Raw genomic sequence first — 17,504 nt, 5'->3', positions numbered from 1 at the left:
TTGTCTTTTTTACCATTCTAAACAAGATTAAAATCTTTCTTAAGCTCCTATTGACATTATATTAGCTGGTTTGTGTAAACTCCCAAATCTATTAAAATGGAAGTAGATGAAAGGTTGGGGAGAACACATGGGATTATGGACAAAGCAGCAGCTACGTGAGTTTATCAAGGAGAATAAGTTGGTAACGGCTCAAGATGCCCAGAACGCATTGAAGAATCTGTTTGCAGAGACGATTCAGGAAATGCTGGAAGCAGAAATGGATACGCATTTAGGCTATCAAAAACATGAAATCGAGAACAAAAAAACATCGAACAGTCGCAATGGAAAGAGCAAAAAGCTAGTAACCAGTGAGTACGGAGAACAAGAAATCATCACTCCCCGTGACCGACAAGGCGAGTTTGAACCCCTTGTGGTGAAGAAGCATCAGTCCAATGTAACGGGTATTGAGGACCAAATTATTGCCTTGTACGCTAAGGGAGTCAGCACGCGTGACATCCAAGACCACCTAGAAAACCTCTATGGCATTGAAGTCTCACCTACCCTCATTTCCAACGTAACGAACAAGATCGTTCCGCTCATCAAAGAGTGGCAGAACCGCCCCCTACAAGGCGTTTACGCTGTCGTATTTCTAGATGTGATTCACTTCAAAGTCAAGCAGGAAGGGGCTATTGTGAACAAAGCAGCCTACATGGTGATTGGAATCGATCTCGACGGAAGTAAGGATGTACTCGGCATGTGGATCGGTGAAAATGAATCCGCGAAGTTCTGGCTAAGTGTCTTAAACGATCTGAAGAATCGCGGCGTTCAGGACATTCTAATTACTTGTGTAGACAATTTAACCGGCTTTACGCAAGCTATTTCGGCTTGCTTTCCCAAAACAGAAATTCAGAAATGCATCATTCACCAAATACGCAACTCTACCCGCTATGTTTCTTACAAAGATTTGAAGAAGGTAACGGCTGATCTTAAACCTATTTACAAAGCCGTTTCCGAAGAAATGGCGCTTGTCGAGCTCGACCGATTCGAGGAAACCTGGGGAACCAAGTATCCACTTATCCTTCGCTCTTGGCGTAATAACTGGGATGAATTGGCTACCTTTTTTAAGTATCCGCCTGAGATCCGCAAGCTGATCTACACGACCAATATCATAGAAAGCTACCACCGTCAGCTTCGAAAGGTAACCAAGGAAAAGAGTATTTTCCCAACGGACGAATCTCTCTTGAAAATGCTCTATTTAGCTACGATGGATGTTACGCGAAAATGGACAGGCCGCGTCCAAAATTGGGGACAAATGCTGCTCCAATTATCTGTTTACTATCCAGATCGTATCGGCCAACATCTACGCTGATTTTTTTCTCCCCTCGGGGAGAAGTCTTTTAAAAGAGTTTACACAAAAGATTTGACAGACCCTCTTTTTTCAACGTTACTACTTAGGTCTTCGAAGGCTATCCAATTTTATGGTGGCTTTTTTTATTTCGTAATACTTTTGCCCTGTTACTCGTTAGAATATATGAAAAGTGCCTTTAAGGACTTTCTTACATAATTAGTCTGAAAATCGGTATAAAATTGCATAATGAAATGGAGTGCTGGTAATGTTTTTTGATTTTTAAAAAGTTTAATTATTTGTTAATTGTTAAATATGGAAGATCGTTCTATTTAAAATAATCACAGATATGGGGTATAAGAATGTTAAATAGACAACTAATTAGAATGGAAAAAAAAGAAACGTTGAATGGTTTTGAAGTTTTCTTGAAAAAACTGTTGGACTATTAAATACTGATTTCAACATTTATTCTTTATTTAGGATTTTTATTTACAACCGGAATGCTTTATCCTTATGATGATTTAACTTGGATTAAACAATATCAATATAATTCATTACCATTCTCATTTAACTGTTTGGAGGAATGAAGAATGAAAACAAGAGAAGAATTGATTAACTACTATGAAAGGCAATTGGAAAAGGTAATTAGTGCTTATGGAAACGATCCAAGAAAAGAAGAATATATTAAACATGCTGAAGAAAATTTAGAAGCGGTCAAGAACGGCAGAAACTGGTAATTAAAAGGTGATAAAAGTTTGATTTTATTGGTACATAAAATAAAAAATATGGAGGAATACATAATGTTGAATAGAAAATCAATCAAAGCAGCATTAGCAGAATATAAGGAAGCTAAGATACAAGGTAAATCAATTTTAAAAGATAAAGAAATTCAAGCTTTGTTTGCAAAAAATGAGAATGACAAAGCTGTTGAGTTGATGAATATAAAGTTTCCAGAAGGTTCTAATAAGAACGTCAATAAAAAGGGAATTGCCTTAGTAGTAGCTATGTCAAAAGATATACCAGATTGGAAGGACGTTGATCCGATGGATGTATATGTTGATTTTCATTCATTGAATAGATTACTCGAACTGGCTGAAAGAGTTTGAATTCTATTGAAAGTAAAATTTCAATGTAATGAGAACTTAAGTTCAAGGAATACTAAAATTCTCATTAATTGCATTGATCCCTTCATCCCATTCTTTTATAATCATGCGGTGGAGGGAAAACATATGATCGTTCAAAAAACAGAAAAAGAAAAGCATTTACAGATGGTATATAAAAATAATGTTGTTATTGCTAGAAAAGGAAATAAAATTATTGTCGTACATAGTAAGCGAAGTATTAAGCCATTATTACCGTTTGAAATATCAAATGAAGTCTTGGATCAATGGAAAAGAAGAGATACTAGGATAGCAGAGACTGCTACACCGTATAATGAACTATTTCCTTTATCAGTTAATCAAGATAAGGAACTATTTCTAGTTACAGATTTTAATGAAATTGAATTTATCGAGGATTGATTTTGAGAATATCAAATGAAAAGTTACTTTTCTTACCTTTTTATAAGTATAGTGGTTCAGGCCTAATAACCACCTTAACATTTTTGGGCATATTACTGTTCAATAACCTGAACATCCTTATCCTTCCAAATGGGTTAGCGGTATGAATAATAATCTCTCTCGGAAAAATTTTATTGTTTACAATGTATTTCACAACTTCAAAACCTGATGGTCTACCAAAACCTAAATCATGATCCAATGATAAGATATTAATATTATTTTTTTCAATTACTTGAATGCATTCACTCACAGTTTTAACTAATTTAAAACCCTTTGGGCAAGGGCGAAGATCGTCAAGAAACACATTGACCATTTAGTAATTCAACTCCAGATTGAGTCGTTAGGGATGTTAACTATATATGATTAAATGTTCATGATTGATTGGGTTGGTAGACTAAATGGACGGAGTTGATCCGACTCCATGAATTAGGATAAAAGAGTTCATATGTGTTTATTTTACAAAATAATGGAAAATAGATCAATATGAAATTAAAGCTGCGTCATCAATTATGGGGTGATTAGAAACAACATCATAATAAGTTAGAGGGGGCGGTAAGTTAAGTGTCCTTACTTTTGGTTGAACATGGAGTACCGCCAACTTTAGGAGATACCCCACACAAATGTTGAGTTTAGTTTATGGTAAGCGAAGAATATAGCCAGTTTTAACACTAAGCAAAGCGTCGAACACTTCATTGGTGATCGTATTGTCATTCTCAATTCTTGATTTCTTCACATTAAATTGATAGTAATCGCCTGAAAGACCCAAAGAATTTGTTTGGGTATTCATTTTAATCTTCCCTTTAAATGTTATCTTTGAATCCTTCTCATGAAAATAATTATCTATATATTTTGCTGCCTCAACTTCAGTAATATTAAAGTTAATATTCTGAGAGTTACCTGTTAAACTATCAATCAACCAGCGATTGTCTTGTTTAACAAGTTTAATTTCAAAATTATATGCACCAGATATATCATCCTCTAAAGAGATACCCTGAACACGTATTAAATTTTCATTTTCTTGGATAACGTTTGATCTAATTTCTAATAGTTCTCCTGATGGTATTAAATTTAATGACGTTGGGTAAAAAAACTTTCGATAATTAGGCAAGAGAACAGTATTTATAAAGTTAGAAGTAAAATATTGGGCTAATTGAGGTATTCTTGCTTTAAACGCATTAGCTATGATTTCCGTGTTATCCTTTGAAAAGTCAATTGGAATGGACTGTCCATCCTCTGCACCAACTTTAAAATAGAATTCATCAGCAGTATCAAGAAGTTTACCTATCGTCTGCACATCTGGAGTGAAAACAACTTTAATATGCTCATCAATTTTGACAACACTGTTTACAGAATCCCATTCAACCTTTGCTCCAAGTGACTCACTCACAAAACGAGCAGGTATCATTGTCTTTTCATTAATGATTTGTGGGACTACGGATAGGGTATTCAGTTGATCATTTACATAAGCTTTGGCATCTCCTACGGTTAAGACAATTGTTTTAGCATCTTTGGTAGCTGTAATCTTTTTTGTAGCTTCATCCCATTTTATTGTAGCGCCTAGATTCTCAAAAATATCTCGTAGAGGTACTAATGTAGATTCATTGATAATGACACCGTTTATTACCTTAGATGGTTTTACTTGATTTCCTGCTGCATTTGTAGTGTTTAACAATAATGATGGAGCTAGTACAGCAATAGCTGTAAATGAAACGAATGTTGTCAAAATTTTGCTTTTCAAAGTTTTCTCTCTCCCTAGTTAAAATTATCCAGAATCATAATAACATGATGCAGTGGTCATATCTACCATTATTATATAAATAAGGGATAGGGGGTCAATATAGGTTAAAAGTAGCATGAATATAGGGTCGATGTGTCAGTTAATGTAATATTATGGTATGATTAGAGCGAGATATCAGATTAAGGAGAGATTTATGATATAAATTTCAGATTTTATCGAAAAGAGGAGAAGATTAAAATGGAAAATGAAATCATACTAACCACTCTCGAAAAAATTTCTAATGCACTACAGAAAATGAATTTGAGAATTAATGATCTTGAAGAAAATATTAATGGTTTTAATAAGAGCCAGACACAAGCTATTAGCGATATTAGAAATGATTTGGTTGATTTAAAATCTATTTTAGAATCACAATAAAAGTCTGATTCCATTTAAAATAATTGTAGGTGAATGATATGAAGGTATTTATAAAAAATAGTTTTGATAACCAAATCGCAAATCATAATTTTTACGCGGCTTATGACGGCTTTAAACAAATGGGCTTCGAAATTCGTTATTTCGAAAATATAGATGAAATATCGGATAGTAATAAAGAAGACATCGTAGTGAGCTATGTTGATGATGTTAGGACAACACTTACTAAATATTCTATAGTCGCACCAGAAATTGACTATCCAGAAGAACTATATAGCTATTTAGGTAGAAAGATTTGGAAATCCAAGTTGAGTATAATCGCAAATAACCCTGATAACTGGAATGTATTTATTAAGCCAGTTGAGGATAAGAAGTTTACTGGAGTAGTAGTTAAAGGGACCAAGGATTTGGTTGGGTGTGGTACATATGGTGAAGATCCAGAAATATTCTGCTCCGAGGTTGTAAATTTTGTCGCTGAATGGAGATGTTTTGTAAGAAATGGAAAAGTATTAGACATCAGAAGATATAGGGGTAATTGGAGATTCCACTTTGATTATAAAGTAGTAGAAAATGTTGTACTGCAATACAAATCTGCACCAAATGGATATGCGGTAGATTTTGGATTAACTGATAAAGGTGAAACATTGTTAATAGAAGTTAACGATGGATATTCTTTAGGACATTATGGGTTATTTTCTTTGGATTATGCGAAGTTACTATCAGCAAGATGGTCTGAGTTAACTTCGACTATAGATGAGTGTGATTTTTAATATAGCTTCAGATTTGATGAAAAACTGATTTCAAAGTAGGTAAATAGTTATGATCCAAGTAAAAACATTTGACGAAGTTGATGATTTAAATGAATTTCTTACAACACTCCCAGAAGACATGATTCTAAAAATTGAATGGAAAATCACTGATGATGCTGAAGACTATTCTGAATATTTCATGGTTCAGTATCGTAAATAGCACCTTTTAAAAGACTGGTTTATAGGGAGGCATGATTCCTGTTTTGTCACTGGTAAAATTCAGAGAATTGCGAAGTAAAGAAGGTTATTTTGTGGTCACTGACATAAATGGCAAGAAAATACATACAACAAGATGTAAAACAATTGATGCTTCAACTTTTAAAGAAAAGGTGCTTGATAACGAAAGCGCTAGTGGAAAGTATTTTTTCTTTACTGATATCATAGCTGCACAAGAAGCATTTAAAGTGAAAAAGTGTGATGAGTGAAGACGATTTATGTAACAATAAAATATTAGTTTTATGAGGTGAGTTTTTTGGACAGTAAAACAATTCTCGCAGCTTCATCAGCAATTTCATCAATGGCAGAGCAGAATATTAGTGAGATTGAGAAGGTTCATAGTAGGATCAAGATGGGACGATTTATTGGTCAGAACATTTTTCTATTTGCGAGTCTATTTTTAATTACTGGTTGCGTTTATTTTGTAGAAGTGTTTTTGAGGAGTGTGATCGATAGTAAGAATGTAATTATGATCATAATTTTATCACCATTATTAGTAAACGCAATTGCAATATTTCTCTTGGACAAAAAGAGAGATCAGAAGTTAGTGAATCCATTAATCTCATACATTACATCGATAACTTTAGTTCTATTAGCTAGTTTTATTTTTTATGAACTGTCAGATTCGATTTTCATTAGTAATGAGAAATTTTTGAGTATGTTCATATTGCTTATTGAAGTATTATTTTTAGTTGTTTTTTTATATTTTCTATTTCAAGCTTCTAAAAGTTTAGCAGAAGTTATAGTTCAGACATTTTTCAAGCATAAATACACTATTATCATTCAATTACTAGATGGTGATAAACTCAATGGAGAACTGCTAACAATAACAGCAAAGAGTGATTATGTTGTCATAACAGATGGAGATATGAGAGAGTTATTAGTGAAAAATCATAGTATTTCTTATTTAGAAATTAAAAGAGTATTAGAGTAGGGGATAATTTATGCTTAGCGCTGAGAATTTTCCAAACGAAAATCTTGGGTATGAGGTGCTTGTCTTAAAATATGATTTAAATGGTGGGGTTAGTGAATATACAGAATACTACTCCATAGATGATGTATCAGCAGGTATCCTCTATGGAAATGGAGGCAGAGTGTTTGTGTGGAATCATATTGTAGAGCGATATAGCTCAGTAAGTAAAGATATTGAATATTTATCGGCGTACAGTACTCCAATTCTTTGTATACAGGGAAAATCATCATACACCAATGCTAAATTAGATCAATATGTCGAGCTTAAATTTAATGCTTATGATTTACTGGTGAATAATATTAAAATTGCAACATTAGAAACTATTAATAAAATAAGTTTAAAAATGAGTTATTTGGATTTCTCTTATGGAGCAGATCAATACATTAGATTTTATATTACTGATGAATGGCAATTTGATACGCTTTATGAAATAATTCAGTTTGTTGATGTGAACTGTGAAATGAATGATATAGATAAAATTATTATAAATATCCAATGATAAACTGATTGAACTAATAGAAGGAGTCCCTTGTGGATTCCTTTTCTGATTTATATGTGAAAAATACATTTTTGCAAGAGTAATATTTTTGGGGTTTATGAATCGTTGAGCATAATAGTCCATTTTAAGCCCTAATCCTACACTCCATTCAATGAAATCAACATATTACACTGTGAATTGGTGTACTTGTATTATTGAATGAAGTGTATTGATACTAATGAATAGTTACAACAAACATTGCATTAACAATTCTCTCCTTCATAAAAACACTTAAACTTCGAATTTCATCATAAATTGGAATCGGCATACTATACAGATTTGTACCTATTTTCTTCATTAAGCCACGGTCAAACAAGTTCTGTATTGAAGTACTATAGTTCGTTGATAAGAATGGTTGCAAATTCTTCTCGGATTCCCATTTCATAATATTTAGAGCAGTATTGTCTACACCCCCAATACCAAATCGCCTATTCTCTGTATATATGATATAGGCAAAAATTAGTAGCTCTTTATTAGAGAATTTATCTTCTAGCATTAATTTTTCAACAGAAACAACGCTTGTATATACATTAGAAACAGTTTGTGTTTGAGTCAACTGTGCGCTTGATCCATTGCTACTAATAATGATTGGTTGTTTTGCTTTATAATCAATTACTTTTTTATATAGATGATCCATAATTTTTGAATGCTCATACTTTGCATAGACACCTTTAGAGCCATATTCAGCTTTATAATCATCAACTCTCTTTATTTCGGCATAGTCACTATTTCTTGGTATATCTCTGTCAACAAAGTAAACCATTACCTCTTTTCCTTGATCAATGAAGATGTTGATTTCCTCAAGTGTGCCAGATGATGCTGCCAATGTAGGAGTACCTAGTTTCGTCCAGAACACACCAACAACAATGTCACATTTGTTGACTAATTGTTCATTGATTACTGATTGTGCGCCACTTGCACCAGCATATGTAGGTGTTACATCGTCTTCCCATCGTCCTGGTAAAAGCACAACATTTAAATCTTCAGCGTATCGTTTATTCCACGCGAAAATTGAAGCTTCTATTTCATCACGTTCAGTCTTTACATCGGAAGGTGAAGCTATTAGAACTCGTAGTACTTCTGCTTGAAAACTCATCGTAAGACCCCTTTTTGTTAAATTCTACATAAATATTCCATATTAACATTATAAGGTTGAAAAGTTGTATTAACAATGTTAAATACGTAGAATATAATCATTTAAGCTGGCCTTTGAACTTGATCTTCGTTAGTTGGAATCTTCGTATTTGAATTCTAATATACTCACTTAGTTACTTTTTTGAAACAATAAGGAGGATAGCCGTATGGAAATAGAAGAGGAAAAAAATAAAGAGGTAATAATCAAGCTGAGGGTAATCACAATAAAAGCTGTTGGTGCTCACCAAGAAGGTGAATTGCATGTTGTTAAAGATTGTGGGAATTGGTTTGAGGTGATCGAAGGTGAGAAAGCAGGGAGTTTGATTATTAAGCATCATTGTCAGGTATTAAAGTGAGTTAGGGAATATAGAAGGAGTATCCTTAGTGGATCACTCCTTTTCTCGTAGAATCTAATAATAGCATTTATAAAGTGGGGATGTTTGGGGGGAGCAGGACTCAAACTCCAGCTTTGGCTTCATACCGAAACCGAAAGTTAAAACGAAATAATATATTTTATGCAAACACTTTACTTTTTGAATCCATCAATGCTATGATACACGAGTGGATAAGTTTTCCAATTACTATCTTCGCCCACTGAAGAGTAAATTATACATAATGGGAGGTGAAAGAAATGAAATATTATAGAAAGTTGTTAAATTGTATGGAATATTTAGAAGCTCGTGTTCACAGTGGTGAATACACTGATGAAGAATATGAAATTTACTTAGACATGAAATGGTTTAATAAGAATATAAAATGAGAATTTTATAGGATAGATATAGTTCGATTCTACAAATATAAGGAGTAGGCATATTATGATAATCTTTTTATAGCACGATGATAAAATGTCCATTTTAAACGTAGTAAATTGTTTAAATATGTTGAAATATGTGGTTATTTACCATATACTTACTGTGATAAATTATTAGGAGGGTGTACCCATGTCGGAAGAATTACAAATCGAGAAAAGTAGTCCATCAGAACTAACAAGCCAAGTACATAGTGAGCCTCAATCCAAAGTAAATAAGTTACCTTTGATTTTAGCTATCATTGGAGTAGTTGGAGTAGTTGGATTAAGTGGTTTGTTAATAAAAATCAATGATGACAATATTAAAGAAAATCAACAGTTGAAAAGTCAAATTGAAGCTACACAAAAGCAAGTCAAGGAACAAGAACCTAAGTTCGCCAAAATAGATGCTTTAGAAACAAATGCAAGGCAACTCAGAAGTTTAGCCGTTGTGTCATTTTTATCTCATGCATTAGAAGGTGGAGTTGTTACGGATGATTTTGTTATCTCTAAAGTATCTTTCTATGAATTCGAAAAAAGTTTAAAGCTTACTATTGATACAGATACTCAGCCAGAATTACAGTTTAAATACAAAGGCAAAGGTACATTTGATTTGTCTGACAGAGAATTGCGAACAAAATCAACAGCTATTATCAATCAGGTTAAAGATTACTATAATAAAAATAAAGATGTAAGTATGATCACTTGGGACGATAAGGCAGAAGTTTATTTGACAATAAAAAATTATGGGATTGGCAAAATGTCTGGTGGACAATTCGTTCTAACAGGAGAGAAGTAGATAAAATAATTGTTTTATTGCAACTCAAGAACAAATAAAAGTAGACTAATATTCCTATAAATGGTAAACTCATTTAGGTATTATTACCCACTATAGGAGATGAACCTTTTGAAAAGATGTATTAGTTATTCTGTCTTGTTTATGTTTTTACTCGTATATATCTTTGTTCCATTAAATGCTTCAGCAAATGAATCTGAGTATACTGTTTTTATTAATGGTCAGCAATTAAATACAGAATATGTGCCTGTTATACGAAATAATGCCATTTTCATACCTCTATGGGATGTAATAGGACAATTGAAAATGTCAGCTGAAGATAAAAATGGTGTAATTAGAATTAATCACCCTTCTCGGGTACTATTGATAGTTCCAGACCAAACTATGATGACATACTTCGGTAGTGGAATGGATGAACACAATACACGATTAGAGTATTCAATTATTTCACAGGATTACGTATTATATGCTCCTCTTACATTTTTGAGTGAATATCTTGACATGCAAATAGCTTATGGTGAAGATGGTAAAATAGACATCACAACGGGTAATTTTAGTAAAGATATATCTTGGACAACTGTAAGTAAAAATAAACAAAAAATTGAAATGGCAGCAAGTATTCTAAAATTAGATACTGATGCCGAAACCTTTTGGAGAAATAATCCAGTGCTATGGAACAAATATAGACCTGTTGGTTATGTGGCAATGAAGGAAAAATATAAGAAGCAGAATGTTATTAGTTTCAATGGCACTACGGTTACTTTAGCAAACAATGAGAAGCAGTATACAGTTAGTTTCGTATCTATGGACGCTATAACTCAAATGCTAATAACGAGTGATCCACTGGAGAGCTACAACTGGTCGGAAGAAATAAAAACCTCGATACGTCAAGAGATTGTTAGAACTGGCATGACAAGACCGATGGTTGAACTTACGTGGGGAACTCCGAGTGACATATATACTTATAAGGTTGATATAGGTTTTTCAGAAACGTGGATATACAAAGGTGATGGTCTGAAAACACATTATCTTCATTTTGATTGGTCTGGCAAGGTGAGCAATATAGAAAGTTAAGTTATTTAGTAGTAATATTTGCCTGAACTATTTTTGCTGATTGTGAGTTACAATTGTATCAGGTGATGATAAAATGTTCTATTCTCCAATGCTGCTCCAATATGCAGTAAACAACCAACCATACAACAGCCCTAGCCATGTAGCTGAGTTAAAGCTAGATGGTTTTCGTCTTTTAGTCTCCAATATGGATAAACTCAAACTCTATACCAGACACAATAATGATGTAACTTCAAAATTTTCGGAATTGTACGATAGTCCTTTATCGAATGGAACTATACTTGATGGGGAACTAATAGTTTCAGATCAAGATGGCAAACCTGATTTTGAAGCAATGGTTACAAGATTTAAGTCAAAGAAAAGCAAAGATAAAGTTACGTTCTGTGCGTTTGACATTATTCGATATAAAGGAATCGATGTAACCAGTTTACCACTCCTAAGACGTAAGGAGCTGCTTGAGGAGTCATTTTTAGAAAATGACTACTACAAGAAAGTTAAAATGGTTGAAGGTGATACACTGGAATATTTTAAGCTCATCCAGCAGCATGGATTAGAGGGAATAGTCATAAAGAAGAAAGATTCAAAATATGAAATCGATAGACGATCATGGTCATGGCAAAAGGTAATCAACTGGACATATGCTGAAGTTTATATTACTGGTTACAGAAAAAAAGATTTCGGATGGTTAACATCTATAGACACTATGGATGGATCTAAGCGTCCAAGTGGATTTATTGAGTTTGGAGTCACACCTGAACATAAGAAAGCTTTAAACAGTGTTAAGCATCGTTTGACGTATAAGGAAGATAAAAGTTTTGTGTATATGGAACCTATGATAAAAGCGAGAGTTAAAACGAGGAACTGGACTAAGAATGGAATGTTAAGGAGTCCTGTTTTGTTGAGTTTATTTTGTGATGTGTCTGCATTATAAACCTATTGAAGACATCATTTGGAGGTGCTTTTTATGAAAGAACTTCTTTATAGTATATCTAAAAACAGGAGTAACGAGATAATTACAGCAGCAAATGCCATTAAAGGGGATTAATATTTCTGTCTAATTTGTAGTAATCAGATGAGGCCGAGAAAAGGACAGAAAAATCGTCCCCATTTCGCACATATAAATCCTACTCCAAACTGTTCTCCAGAATCAGCATTACATTTTGGTTTTAAAGAACTTCTATACATTAGCTTATTAGAATCTATAGATAAAAACATGGAAGTCAACATGTCTTGGAAATGTCAGTCATGTGACGATAGACATTTTAGAAATTTGATTAAGAAAAGTGTAGAAGTAAGAAAAGAATTTAGTTTCGGAGTATGTAGACCTGATATATCCTTATTTGACAAAAACGGAAAGTTTATAATAGCAATTGAAATTGTTGTGTCTCATGCTCCTGAGAAAATAGTTATTGATTACTACAAAAAGAATAAAGTCACATTAATTATGTTTAAGTTAGATAGTCATGAGGATATTAATCAAGTATTTTTCGATATACTACTACCAACACATGTTGATGTCTGCTTAAATCCGAAATGCACTAAGTGTGGGAATGCTACTGTAAAAAATTATTTGTACATAATTAAGGGTGCTTGCTGGAGTTGTAGGGATAAAATAAAGATTGCAGCTATGGTATCAATATATGGACGTTATTCGGTTGATGCTTTTAATAAAGTCGAGTTGGAGTTAGCATCGACATATGGAGTCGACACAAAGAGAGTATTCAGTGAAACTACTAGCTCAACTTACAGAGCACACATATGCAGAAAATGTGATTTTTTTATAGGTAGGCATTTTTTATATAGTGAATATATTCTTCAGGCCCTGTATGACGATAAATCATATGATAAATATGATGCTGGATACAGGTGTATTGAGTGCGAATAAAAGAGCCGTTTTATTGCAAATAAGTACATTGTTCCTATTGTTATAGTTGTGGTAATAAATTACAATAAACTATGAATCTACCAAATAGGAGGAATGCACTTATGTTAAAAAAGTTATTAATCCTCGCATTATGTGCCGTAATTTTCACTTTACCAAGTGCTGTTTTTGCAAAAAGCAACAGTACGGTGGCTCATCAATCTTTTGGGTCAGGTTGCAACATATGGAAGTTCTTTGTGACAGCATCAGATTCTTACGGTTATGTCGAAACTTTTGGCCCATATGCTGATTGGGCTGAAGCTGAAGCAGCTCAAACACGTATACTAAATAGCAATTGGCAATTAAGCGCTTATATCCATGAGGAAGAATATTGTTTCTGAACAGTTAAGGGACACAATTAATGTGTCCCTTTTTAATGTAATGAAAAGGTGCATTTATTATGAATGTTAATATAAATAATGAAAAATACGTTTACACATTTAGATTATTGAAGTATTATTTGGAATAAGAAGGAAATACATCGGATGTTGTCGAAATTAAGAAATACCTAGTGGTTTTTATTGGTAAAATTATTGATTTAGGAAATTCTCATATTGGAAGGGTGTAAACGATGGAACTTGTAGGTTACAGAGTGTGTGATTTCAGGTCAGTGAATGATAGTGGTTGGATTGAAACCAGTGAGATAACTGCCTTCATAGGGACGAATGAATCTGGTAAAACAAATCTTCTAGTTCCCCTATGGAAATTCAACCCAGCTAAAGATGGAGTTATTAACCCAATTCAAGATTATCCAAGAAACAGATACGGAACTATTAGGGAAATGACTGAAAAACCTGTGTTTATCGAAGTTAAATTCAGATTATCCAACAATATAAGTATTGAACTTTCTGAATATACCTTAAGACCAAGTGAACAGTTTAATGAAGTAATAGTTAAAAGAGATTACTCTGGTAAGTATCATTTAGATTTTCCAAACTTAGTACATAAAATTGAACCCAAAAAAGAAGACATCATAAGTATTCTAAACATAGCTTTTGATGACATAAATGCCTTAAATATAACTGTGAAAGCAGAAGAAAATATTAAAGAAAATGCAATATCTTTATTAGGAAACCAGATTAAAGAATTAGAGTCCATAGAAACCGAGATTAACATTCAGATATTAAAAAAAATAAAGGATCATCTCGACGAAATTGATATCTCTAAGGGATCAAAAAGGTCAACAATTGTTCCGAGGATTGGACAAGTTATGGATGAGTTCGATGACTATATATCATTTTTAGAAATGCCAGATCCACGTGAAAATGAAAAAGTCTATGAAACAATTATTAATCATTTGCCTACATTTGTATATTACTCAAATTATGGAAATTTAGATTCGGAAATATATTTACCTCAAATTATTCAAAATATGAGCCGAGATGATATAGGGATAAAAGAAGCAGCTAAAGCAAGAACACTTAAAGTGCTATTTGATTTTGTTAGGCTAAAGCCTCAAGAAATAATGGATCTTGGTGTTGATTTTCAGCAAGGTGCTACACCTACTGAGCAACAGATTGCAGTTGTTGCCGAAAAGAAGAAAGAACGTGATATTCTTTTACAATCTGCTGGTACTGAACTGACAGGCAAATTTAGAGATTGGTGGAAGCAAGGAGACTATAGGTTTAGGTTTCAAGCGGACGGCAATTACTTTAGAATATGGGTTTCAGATGATAAGCGTCCTGAAGATATTGAATTGGAAAGTAGAAGCACAGGTCTTCAATGGTTTTTAAGTTTTTATTTAGTTTTTTTAGTCGAGAGTAGCTCAACTCACAAAAATTCAATATTACTTCTTGATGAGCCAGGTGTTTCACTCCACCCAATAGCTCAGAGAGATTTAGCTTTATTTTTTGAAAACCTATCTTCAACGAATCAAATTATATATACGACGCATTCTCCTTTTATGGTTGACTCAAATCACCTTGACAGAGTTAAAGCAGTATATGTAGATGACAGAGGTTTGACTTCTGTATCCTCTGATTTAAGAGCAGGAGAAAAAAAAGCTAATCAAAGTCAATCGATTTATCCTGTTCATGCAGCACTTGGACTTACCATTTCCGATGTCTTACTACAGGGGTGCTATTCTGTTATTGTAGAAGGCCCTTCTGACCAAATATATCTGAGTAGTATAAAAAACTATTTAATCGGTAGAGGCTTGATAACTCCTAATCGAGAAGTGATTTTTATTCCTTCTGGTGGAGTTAAGGGAATACAAGCAGTTGCATCGATTATCACTGGAAAAGGACAATCATTACCATATTGTATAGTCGATGGGGATCTATCAGGTATAGGTATCTCAAAAAAACTGAAAGATGGTCTTTATAATGGACAGGAGGATCGAGTAATATTAGTTAATGAAATTATTAATTTTGATAACGCAGAGATTGAAGATATTCTCTCTGGTCAGTTTTTAGCAAATGTAGCAACAAATTATCTTCCTAAGCCAGAAGATACTGAAGAAGATTTTATGGATGTATTTGAAGTCGGAAAGCCAATTGTTCCTCAAATAGAGCATTATGCAATTACTACTGGAATTCAGTTAGAAAAAGGTTGGAAAGTCGAACTATCTAAAAGATCAAAGACATCCTTCAGCAAAAACAGAACAACATTTGAGCCTGAATTTGTAGATAAGTGGATAAAATTATTTCAAAAGATACAACACAATTAACAATATTCACTGTAGTACTACTAATTTGGTTTTATGTATATTACAGTGAATATAATGACTGTTTTAAACTAATGTAATAAAAGGAGATTAAGATGAGATACAATTATGCAGAGAAGAGATTTAATTTGAATCAGAAAAACAACATTTGGGCATCTATTCACTCGGAGTATGATGCTACATTGATACTAAACCGCGCTAAGTCTCATGTAGAATCTATATTTGCTTTGCACCCAAAGGATATAGTTAGAGTAGATGAGATAGAAATAGAAGAGGCTTTAGGTGAGTTGGAGATTGTAATTAGAAAAATAGAAGAGTTTCCAAGTATGTTTGCTTTTAGTGATGAAGTCAGATCTAATTTTAAGTCAATCTATAATGATTTAGATGAGAAATTAGCTTTGATAGCTCAAAGACGTACGTCGTGGTAGTCTCAATAAAATGGCTATTTTAGGGGAGGTATATTAAGTTGTGATTAATTACACTCATAAATGCAACTGTGGTCAACCTTACGATGTACATATAGAAAAGTATTTCCCTGAAAAAGATGAGTTTACACATCCTTGTCCTTCATGTGGAAGTATCTTAAAACACAGACTCAGAGCCTTAGATGAAAAGTGGATTTTTGATCCGAATTTTAAGAAACAATAATTACTATTATAAAAGGCATGTTTTATTAGAATTCCATTTATAAGGAGAATGTAGGAATGATAAAAAATATCCAGCAAACAAAATATGGATTAGAAGGTGATTGTTACTTTTCTTTGTTTGACCGTGACATAAGAGTTTCAATTGATGAAGATACAAACGAGGAATATGCTAATCGTTGTATAGAATATTTAAATTCATTGAGTGAAGTAGTTGTATTGCAATTATGTTTAGCATCAATACGCTATTGCAATGATTTTCTTAGTATGATCGGTGAAGAAGAGAAGATATTCGAAAAACCAACTGATGTCCTAAGTCTAATATATCCTAGTGTATTAATAATCCCAGTACCTAAAAATGGACATGAGCCTGTGATTGATATGGAATTAAATTGTGAATGGGAAATAGAGCACGGCATGGAATGGATTATTAGAGCCGATAATGTTCTTTATGTCGGTGCTTTTAATGGTGAAAATCCTTGGGGAGATTTCTCTGAAAAAGATAGTTGGAATTACGCATAATTCGCCTGTTTATTTATATGAAATGCAAGTTTTAAGAGTAGTTATAAAATATTTGCTAATAATAAGAAATTTGGATATAATTTCTATATTATACTATTAGGAGGTTGATAGCCATGGAAGAAATGTGTGTATGTGGATGTGATCGTCCTGTTAGTGCTGGAAGTTCTTTTTATGATGAAGAAGAATGTTCTTTGCGATATAACCCTAATGATGTACCTTATGAAAAAGAAGACTAATTAAACATTATCAATGAAATGTAGATTGTATGGTATCTCACAGACACTCCAGAATTGATTTTAAGGTCGTTGTATCCTTCATGGGAACAATTGGCCTTTTATAATATCTGAAGCCCAATATAAACTACCACAATCGATATAAAATATATCTAACATG

24 protein-coding genes are annotated in these 17,504 nt (G+C 33.1%); 21 read left to right on the top strand and 3 right to left on the bottom strand.

Annotation, left to right across the window (positions count from 1 at the left end):
- The first annotated feature begins 127 nt into the window (after positions 1 to 127).
- From BK127_RS39940 to BK127_RS39930, 4 genes are all read left to right on the top strand, one after another.
- The gene (locus BK127_RS39940) at positions 128 to 1,348 is read left to right on the top strand and encodes an IS256 family transposase (protein WP_076238235.1); all 1,221 of its coding nucleotides are present in this window, start codon (positions 128 to 130) and stop codon (positions 1,346 to 1,348) included.
- 566 nt (positions 1,349 to 1,914) lie between these two features.
- Positions 1,915 to 2,061 carry a hypothetical protein gene (locus BK127_RS44310; RefSeq protein WP_179097790.1) on the top strand — a complete coding sequence of 49 codons (147 nt, stop codon included), beginning with the start codon at positions 1,915 to 1,917 and terminating at the stop codon, positions 2,059 to 2,061.
- 63 nt (positions 2,062 to 2,124) lie between these two features.
- Positions 2,125 to 2,430, top strand: coding sequence for a hypothetical protein (locus BK127_RS39935; protein WP_076238234.1), 306 nt, complete (start codon positions 2,125 to 2,127; stop codon positions 2,428 to 2,430).
- Positions 2,431 to 2,553: 123 nt separating this feature from the next.
- Complete coding sequence (locus BK127_RS39930; RefSeq protein WP_076238233.1) at positions 2,554 to 2,844, top strand: hypothetical protein; 291 nt, start codon at positions 2,554 to 2,556, stop codon at positions 2,842 to 2,844.
- A gap of 40 nt (positions 2,845 to 2,884) precedes the next feature.
- Here BK127_RS39930 and BK127_RS39925 read toward each other — a convergent pair whose 3' ends face one another.
- Both BK127_RS39925 and BK127_RS39920 read right to left on the bottom strand, forming a co-directional pair.
- Positions 2,885 to 3,196, bottom strand: coding sequence for a cyclic-phosphate processing receiver domain-containing protein (locus tag BK127_RS39925; protein ID WP_076238232.1), 312 nt, complete (start codon positions 3,194 to 3,196; stop codon positions 2,885 to 2,887).
- A 321-nt stretch (positions 3,197 to 3,517) separates the two neighbouring features.
- Positions 3,518 to 4,621, bottom strand: a complete 1,104-nt coding sequence (locus tag BK127_RS39920) for a copper amine oxidase N-terminal domain-containing protein (RefSeq protein ID WP_076238231.1) — start codon at positions 4,619 to 4,621, stop codon at positions 3,518 to 3,520.
- A 237-nt stretch (positions 4,622 to 4,858) separates the two neighbouring features.
- Between BK127_RS39920 and BK127_RS39915 the strand changes: the two genes are divergently transcribed.
- The 6 genes from BK127_RS39915 to BK127_RS39895 are packed head-to-tail and all read left to right on the top strand — an operon-like array spanning position 4,859 to position 7,532.
- Positions 4,859 to 5,038: a hypothetical protein gene (locus BK127_RS39915; RefSeq protein ID WP_076238230.1), complete on the top strand. Its 180-nt coding sequence runs from the start codon at positions 4,859 to 4,861 to the stop codon at positions 5,036 to 5,038.
- A gap of 38 nt (positions 5,039 to 5,076) precedes the next feature.
- Positions 5,077 to 5,805, top strand: coding sequence for an ATP-grasp domain-containing protein (locus BK127_RS39910; protein WP_076238229.1), 729 nt, complete (start codon positions 5,077 to 5,079; stop codon positions 5,803 to 5,805).
- Between the two features lie 49 nt (positions 5,806 to 5,854).
- Entirely contained in the window at positions 5,855 to 6,004 is a 150-nt protein-coding gene (locus BK127_RS44305; RefSeq protein ID WP_179097789.1) for a hypothetical protein, read from the top strand.
- Positions 6,005 to 6,035: 31 nt separating this feature from the next.
- Complete coding sequence (locus tag BK127_RS39905) at positions 6,036 to 6,269, top strand: hypothetical protein (RefSeq protein WP_076238228.1); 234 nt, start codon at positions 6,036 to 6,038, stop codon at positions 6,267 to 6,269.
- 47 nt (positions 6,270 to 6,316) lie between these two features.
- On the top strand, positions 6,317 to 6,994 hold the full coding sequence (locus BK127_RS39900; RefSeq protein ID WP_076238227.1) for a hypothetical protein: 678 nt from the start codon (positions 6,317 to 6,319) through the stop codon (positions 6,992 to 6,994).
- 10 nt (positions 6,995 to 7,004) lie between these two features.
- Positions 7,005 to 7,532, top strand: a complete 528-nt coding sequence (locus BK127_RS39895; protein WP_076238226.1) for a hypothetical protein — start codon at positions 7,005 to 7,007, stop codon at positions 7,530 to 7,532.
- Positions 7,533 to 7,746: 214 nt separating this feature from the next.
- Here BK127_RS39895 and BK127_RS39890 read toward each other — a convergent pair whose 3' ends face one another.
- Positions 7,747 to 8,667: a hypothetical protein gene (locus BK127_RS39890; protein WP_076238225.1), complete on the bottom strand. Its 921-nt coding sequence runs from the start codon at positions 8,665 to 8,667 to the stop codon at positions 7,747 to 7,749.
- 205 nt (positions 8,668 to 8,872) lie between these two features.
- Here BK127_RS39890 and BK127_RS39885 point away from each other — a divergent pair, with 205 nt between their 5' ends.
- The 11 genes from BK127_RS39885 (at position 8,873) to BK127_RS45320 (ending at position 17,347) form a co-directional block, all read left to right on the top strand.
- Positions 8,873 to 9,061, top strand: a complete 189-nt coding sequence (locus tag BK127_RS39885) for a hypothetical protein (protein WP_076238224.1) — start codon at positions 8,873 to 8,875, stop codon at positions 9,059 to 9,061.
- 275 nt (positions 9,062 to 9,336) lie between these two features.
- A complete protein-coding gene (locus tag BK127_RS45325) occupies positions 9,337 to 9,465 on the top strand; it encodes a hypothetical protein (RefSeq protein WP_256711662.1) in 129 nt (42 codons plus the stop codon).
- A 181-nt stretch (positions 9,466 to 9,646) separates the two neighbouring features.
- A complete protein-coding gene (locus tag BK127_RS39880) occupies positions 9,647 to 10,291 on the top strand; it encodes a hypothetical protein (protein ID WP_076238223.1) in 645 nt (214 codons plus the stop codon).
- A 108-nt stretch (positions 10,292 to 10,399) separates the two neighbouring features.
- Complete coding sequence (locus tag BK127_RS39875; RefSeq protein WP_076238222.1) at positions 10,400 to 11,362, top strand: stalk domain-containing protein; 963 nt, start codon at positions 10,400 to 10,402, stop codon at positions 11,360 to 11,362.
- Between the two features lie 73 nt (positions 11,363 to 11,435).
- On the top strand, positions 11,436 to 12,290 hold the full coding sequence (locus BK127_RS39870; protein ID WP_076238221.1) for an ATP-dependent DNA ligase: 855 nt from the start codon (positions 11,436 to 11,438) through the stop codon (positions 12,288 to 12,290).
- 126 nt (positions 12,291 to 12,416) lie between these two features.
- The gene (locus BK127_RS39865) at positions 12,417 to 13,244 is read left to right on the top strand and encodes a competence protein CoiA family protein (protein WP_256711663.1); all 828 of its coding nucleotides are present in this window, start codon (positions 12,417 to 12,419) and stop codon (positions 13,242 to 13,244) included.
- Positions 13,245 to 13,345: 101 nt separating this feature from the next.
- Entirely contained in the window at positions 13,346 to 13,621 is a 276-nt protein-coding gene (locus BK127_RS39860) for a hypothetical protein (protein ID WP_076238219.1), read from the top strand.
- Between the two features lie 230 nt (positions 13,622 to 13,851).
- Positions 13,852 to 15,948: an AAA family ATPase gene (locus BK127_RS39855; RefSeq protein ID WP_076238218.1), complete on the top strand. Its 2,097-nt coding sequence runs from the start codon at positions 13,852 to 13,854 to the stop codon at positions 15,946 to 15,948.
- 92 nt (positions 15,949 to 16,040) lie between these two features.
- A complete protein-coding gene (locus tag BK127_RS39850) occupies positions 16,041 to 16,373 on the top strand; it encodes a hypothetical protein (RefSeq protein WP_076238217.1) in 333 nt (110 codons plus the stop codon).
- A gap of 276 nt (positions 16,374 to 16,649) precedes the next feature.
- On the top strand, positions 16,650 to 17,111 hold the full coding sequence (locus BK127_RS39845; protein ID WP_076238216.1) for a DUF6985 domain-containing protein: 462 nt from the start codon (positions 16,650 to 16,652) through the stop codon (positions 17,109 to 17,111).
- Between the two features lie 113 nt (positions 17,112 to 17,224).
- Complete coding sequence (locus BK127_RS45320; protein ID WP_256711661.1) at positions 17,225 to 17,347, top strand: hypothetical protein; 123 nt, start codon at positions 17,225 to 17,227, stop codon at positions 17,345 to 17,347.
- Positions 17,348 to 17,504 lie beyond the last annotated feature (157 nt).

Source organism: Paenibacillus sp. FSL H7-0331, from assembly GCF_001956045.1.
This window is presented reverse-complemented; position numbering and strand designations above follow the sequence as displayed.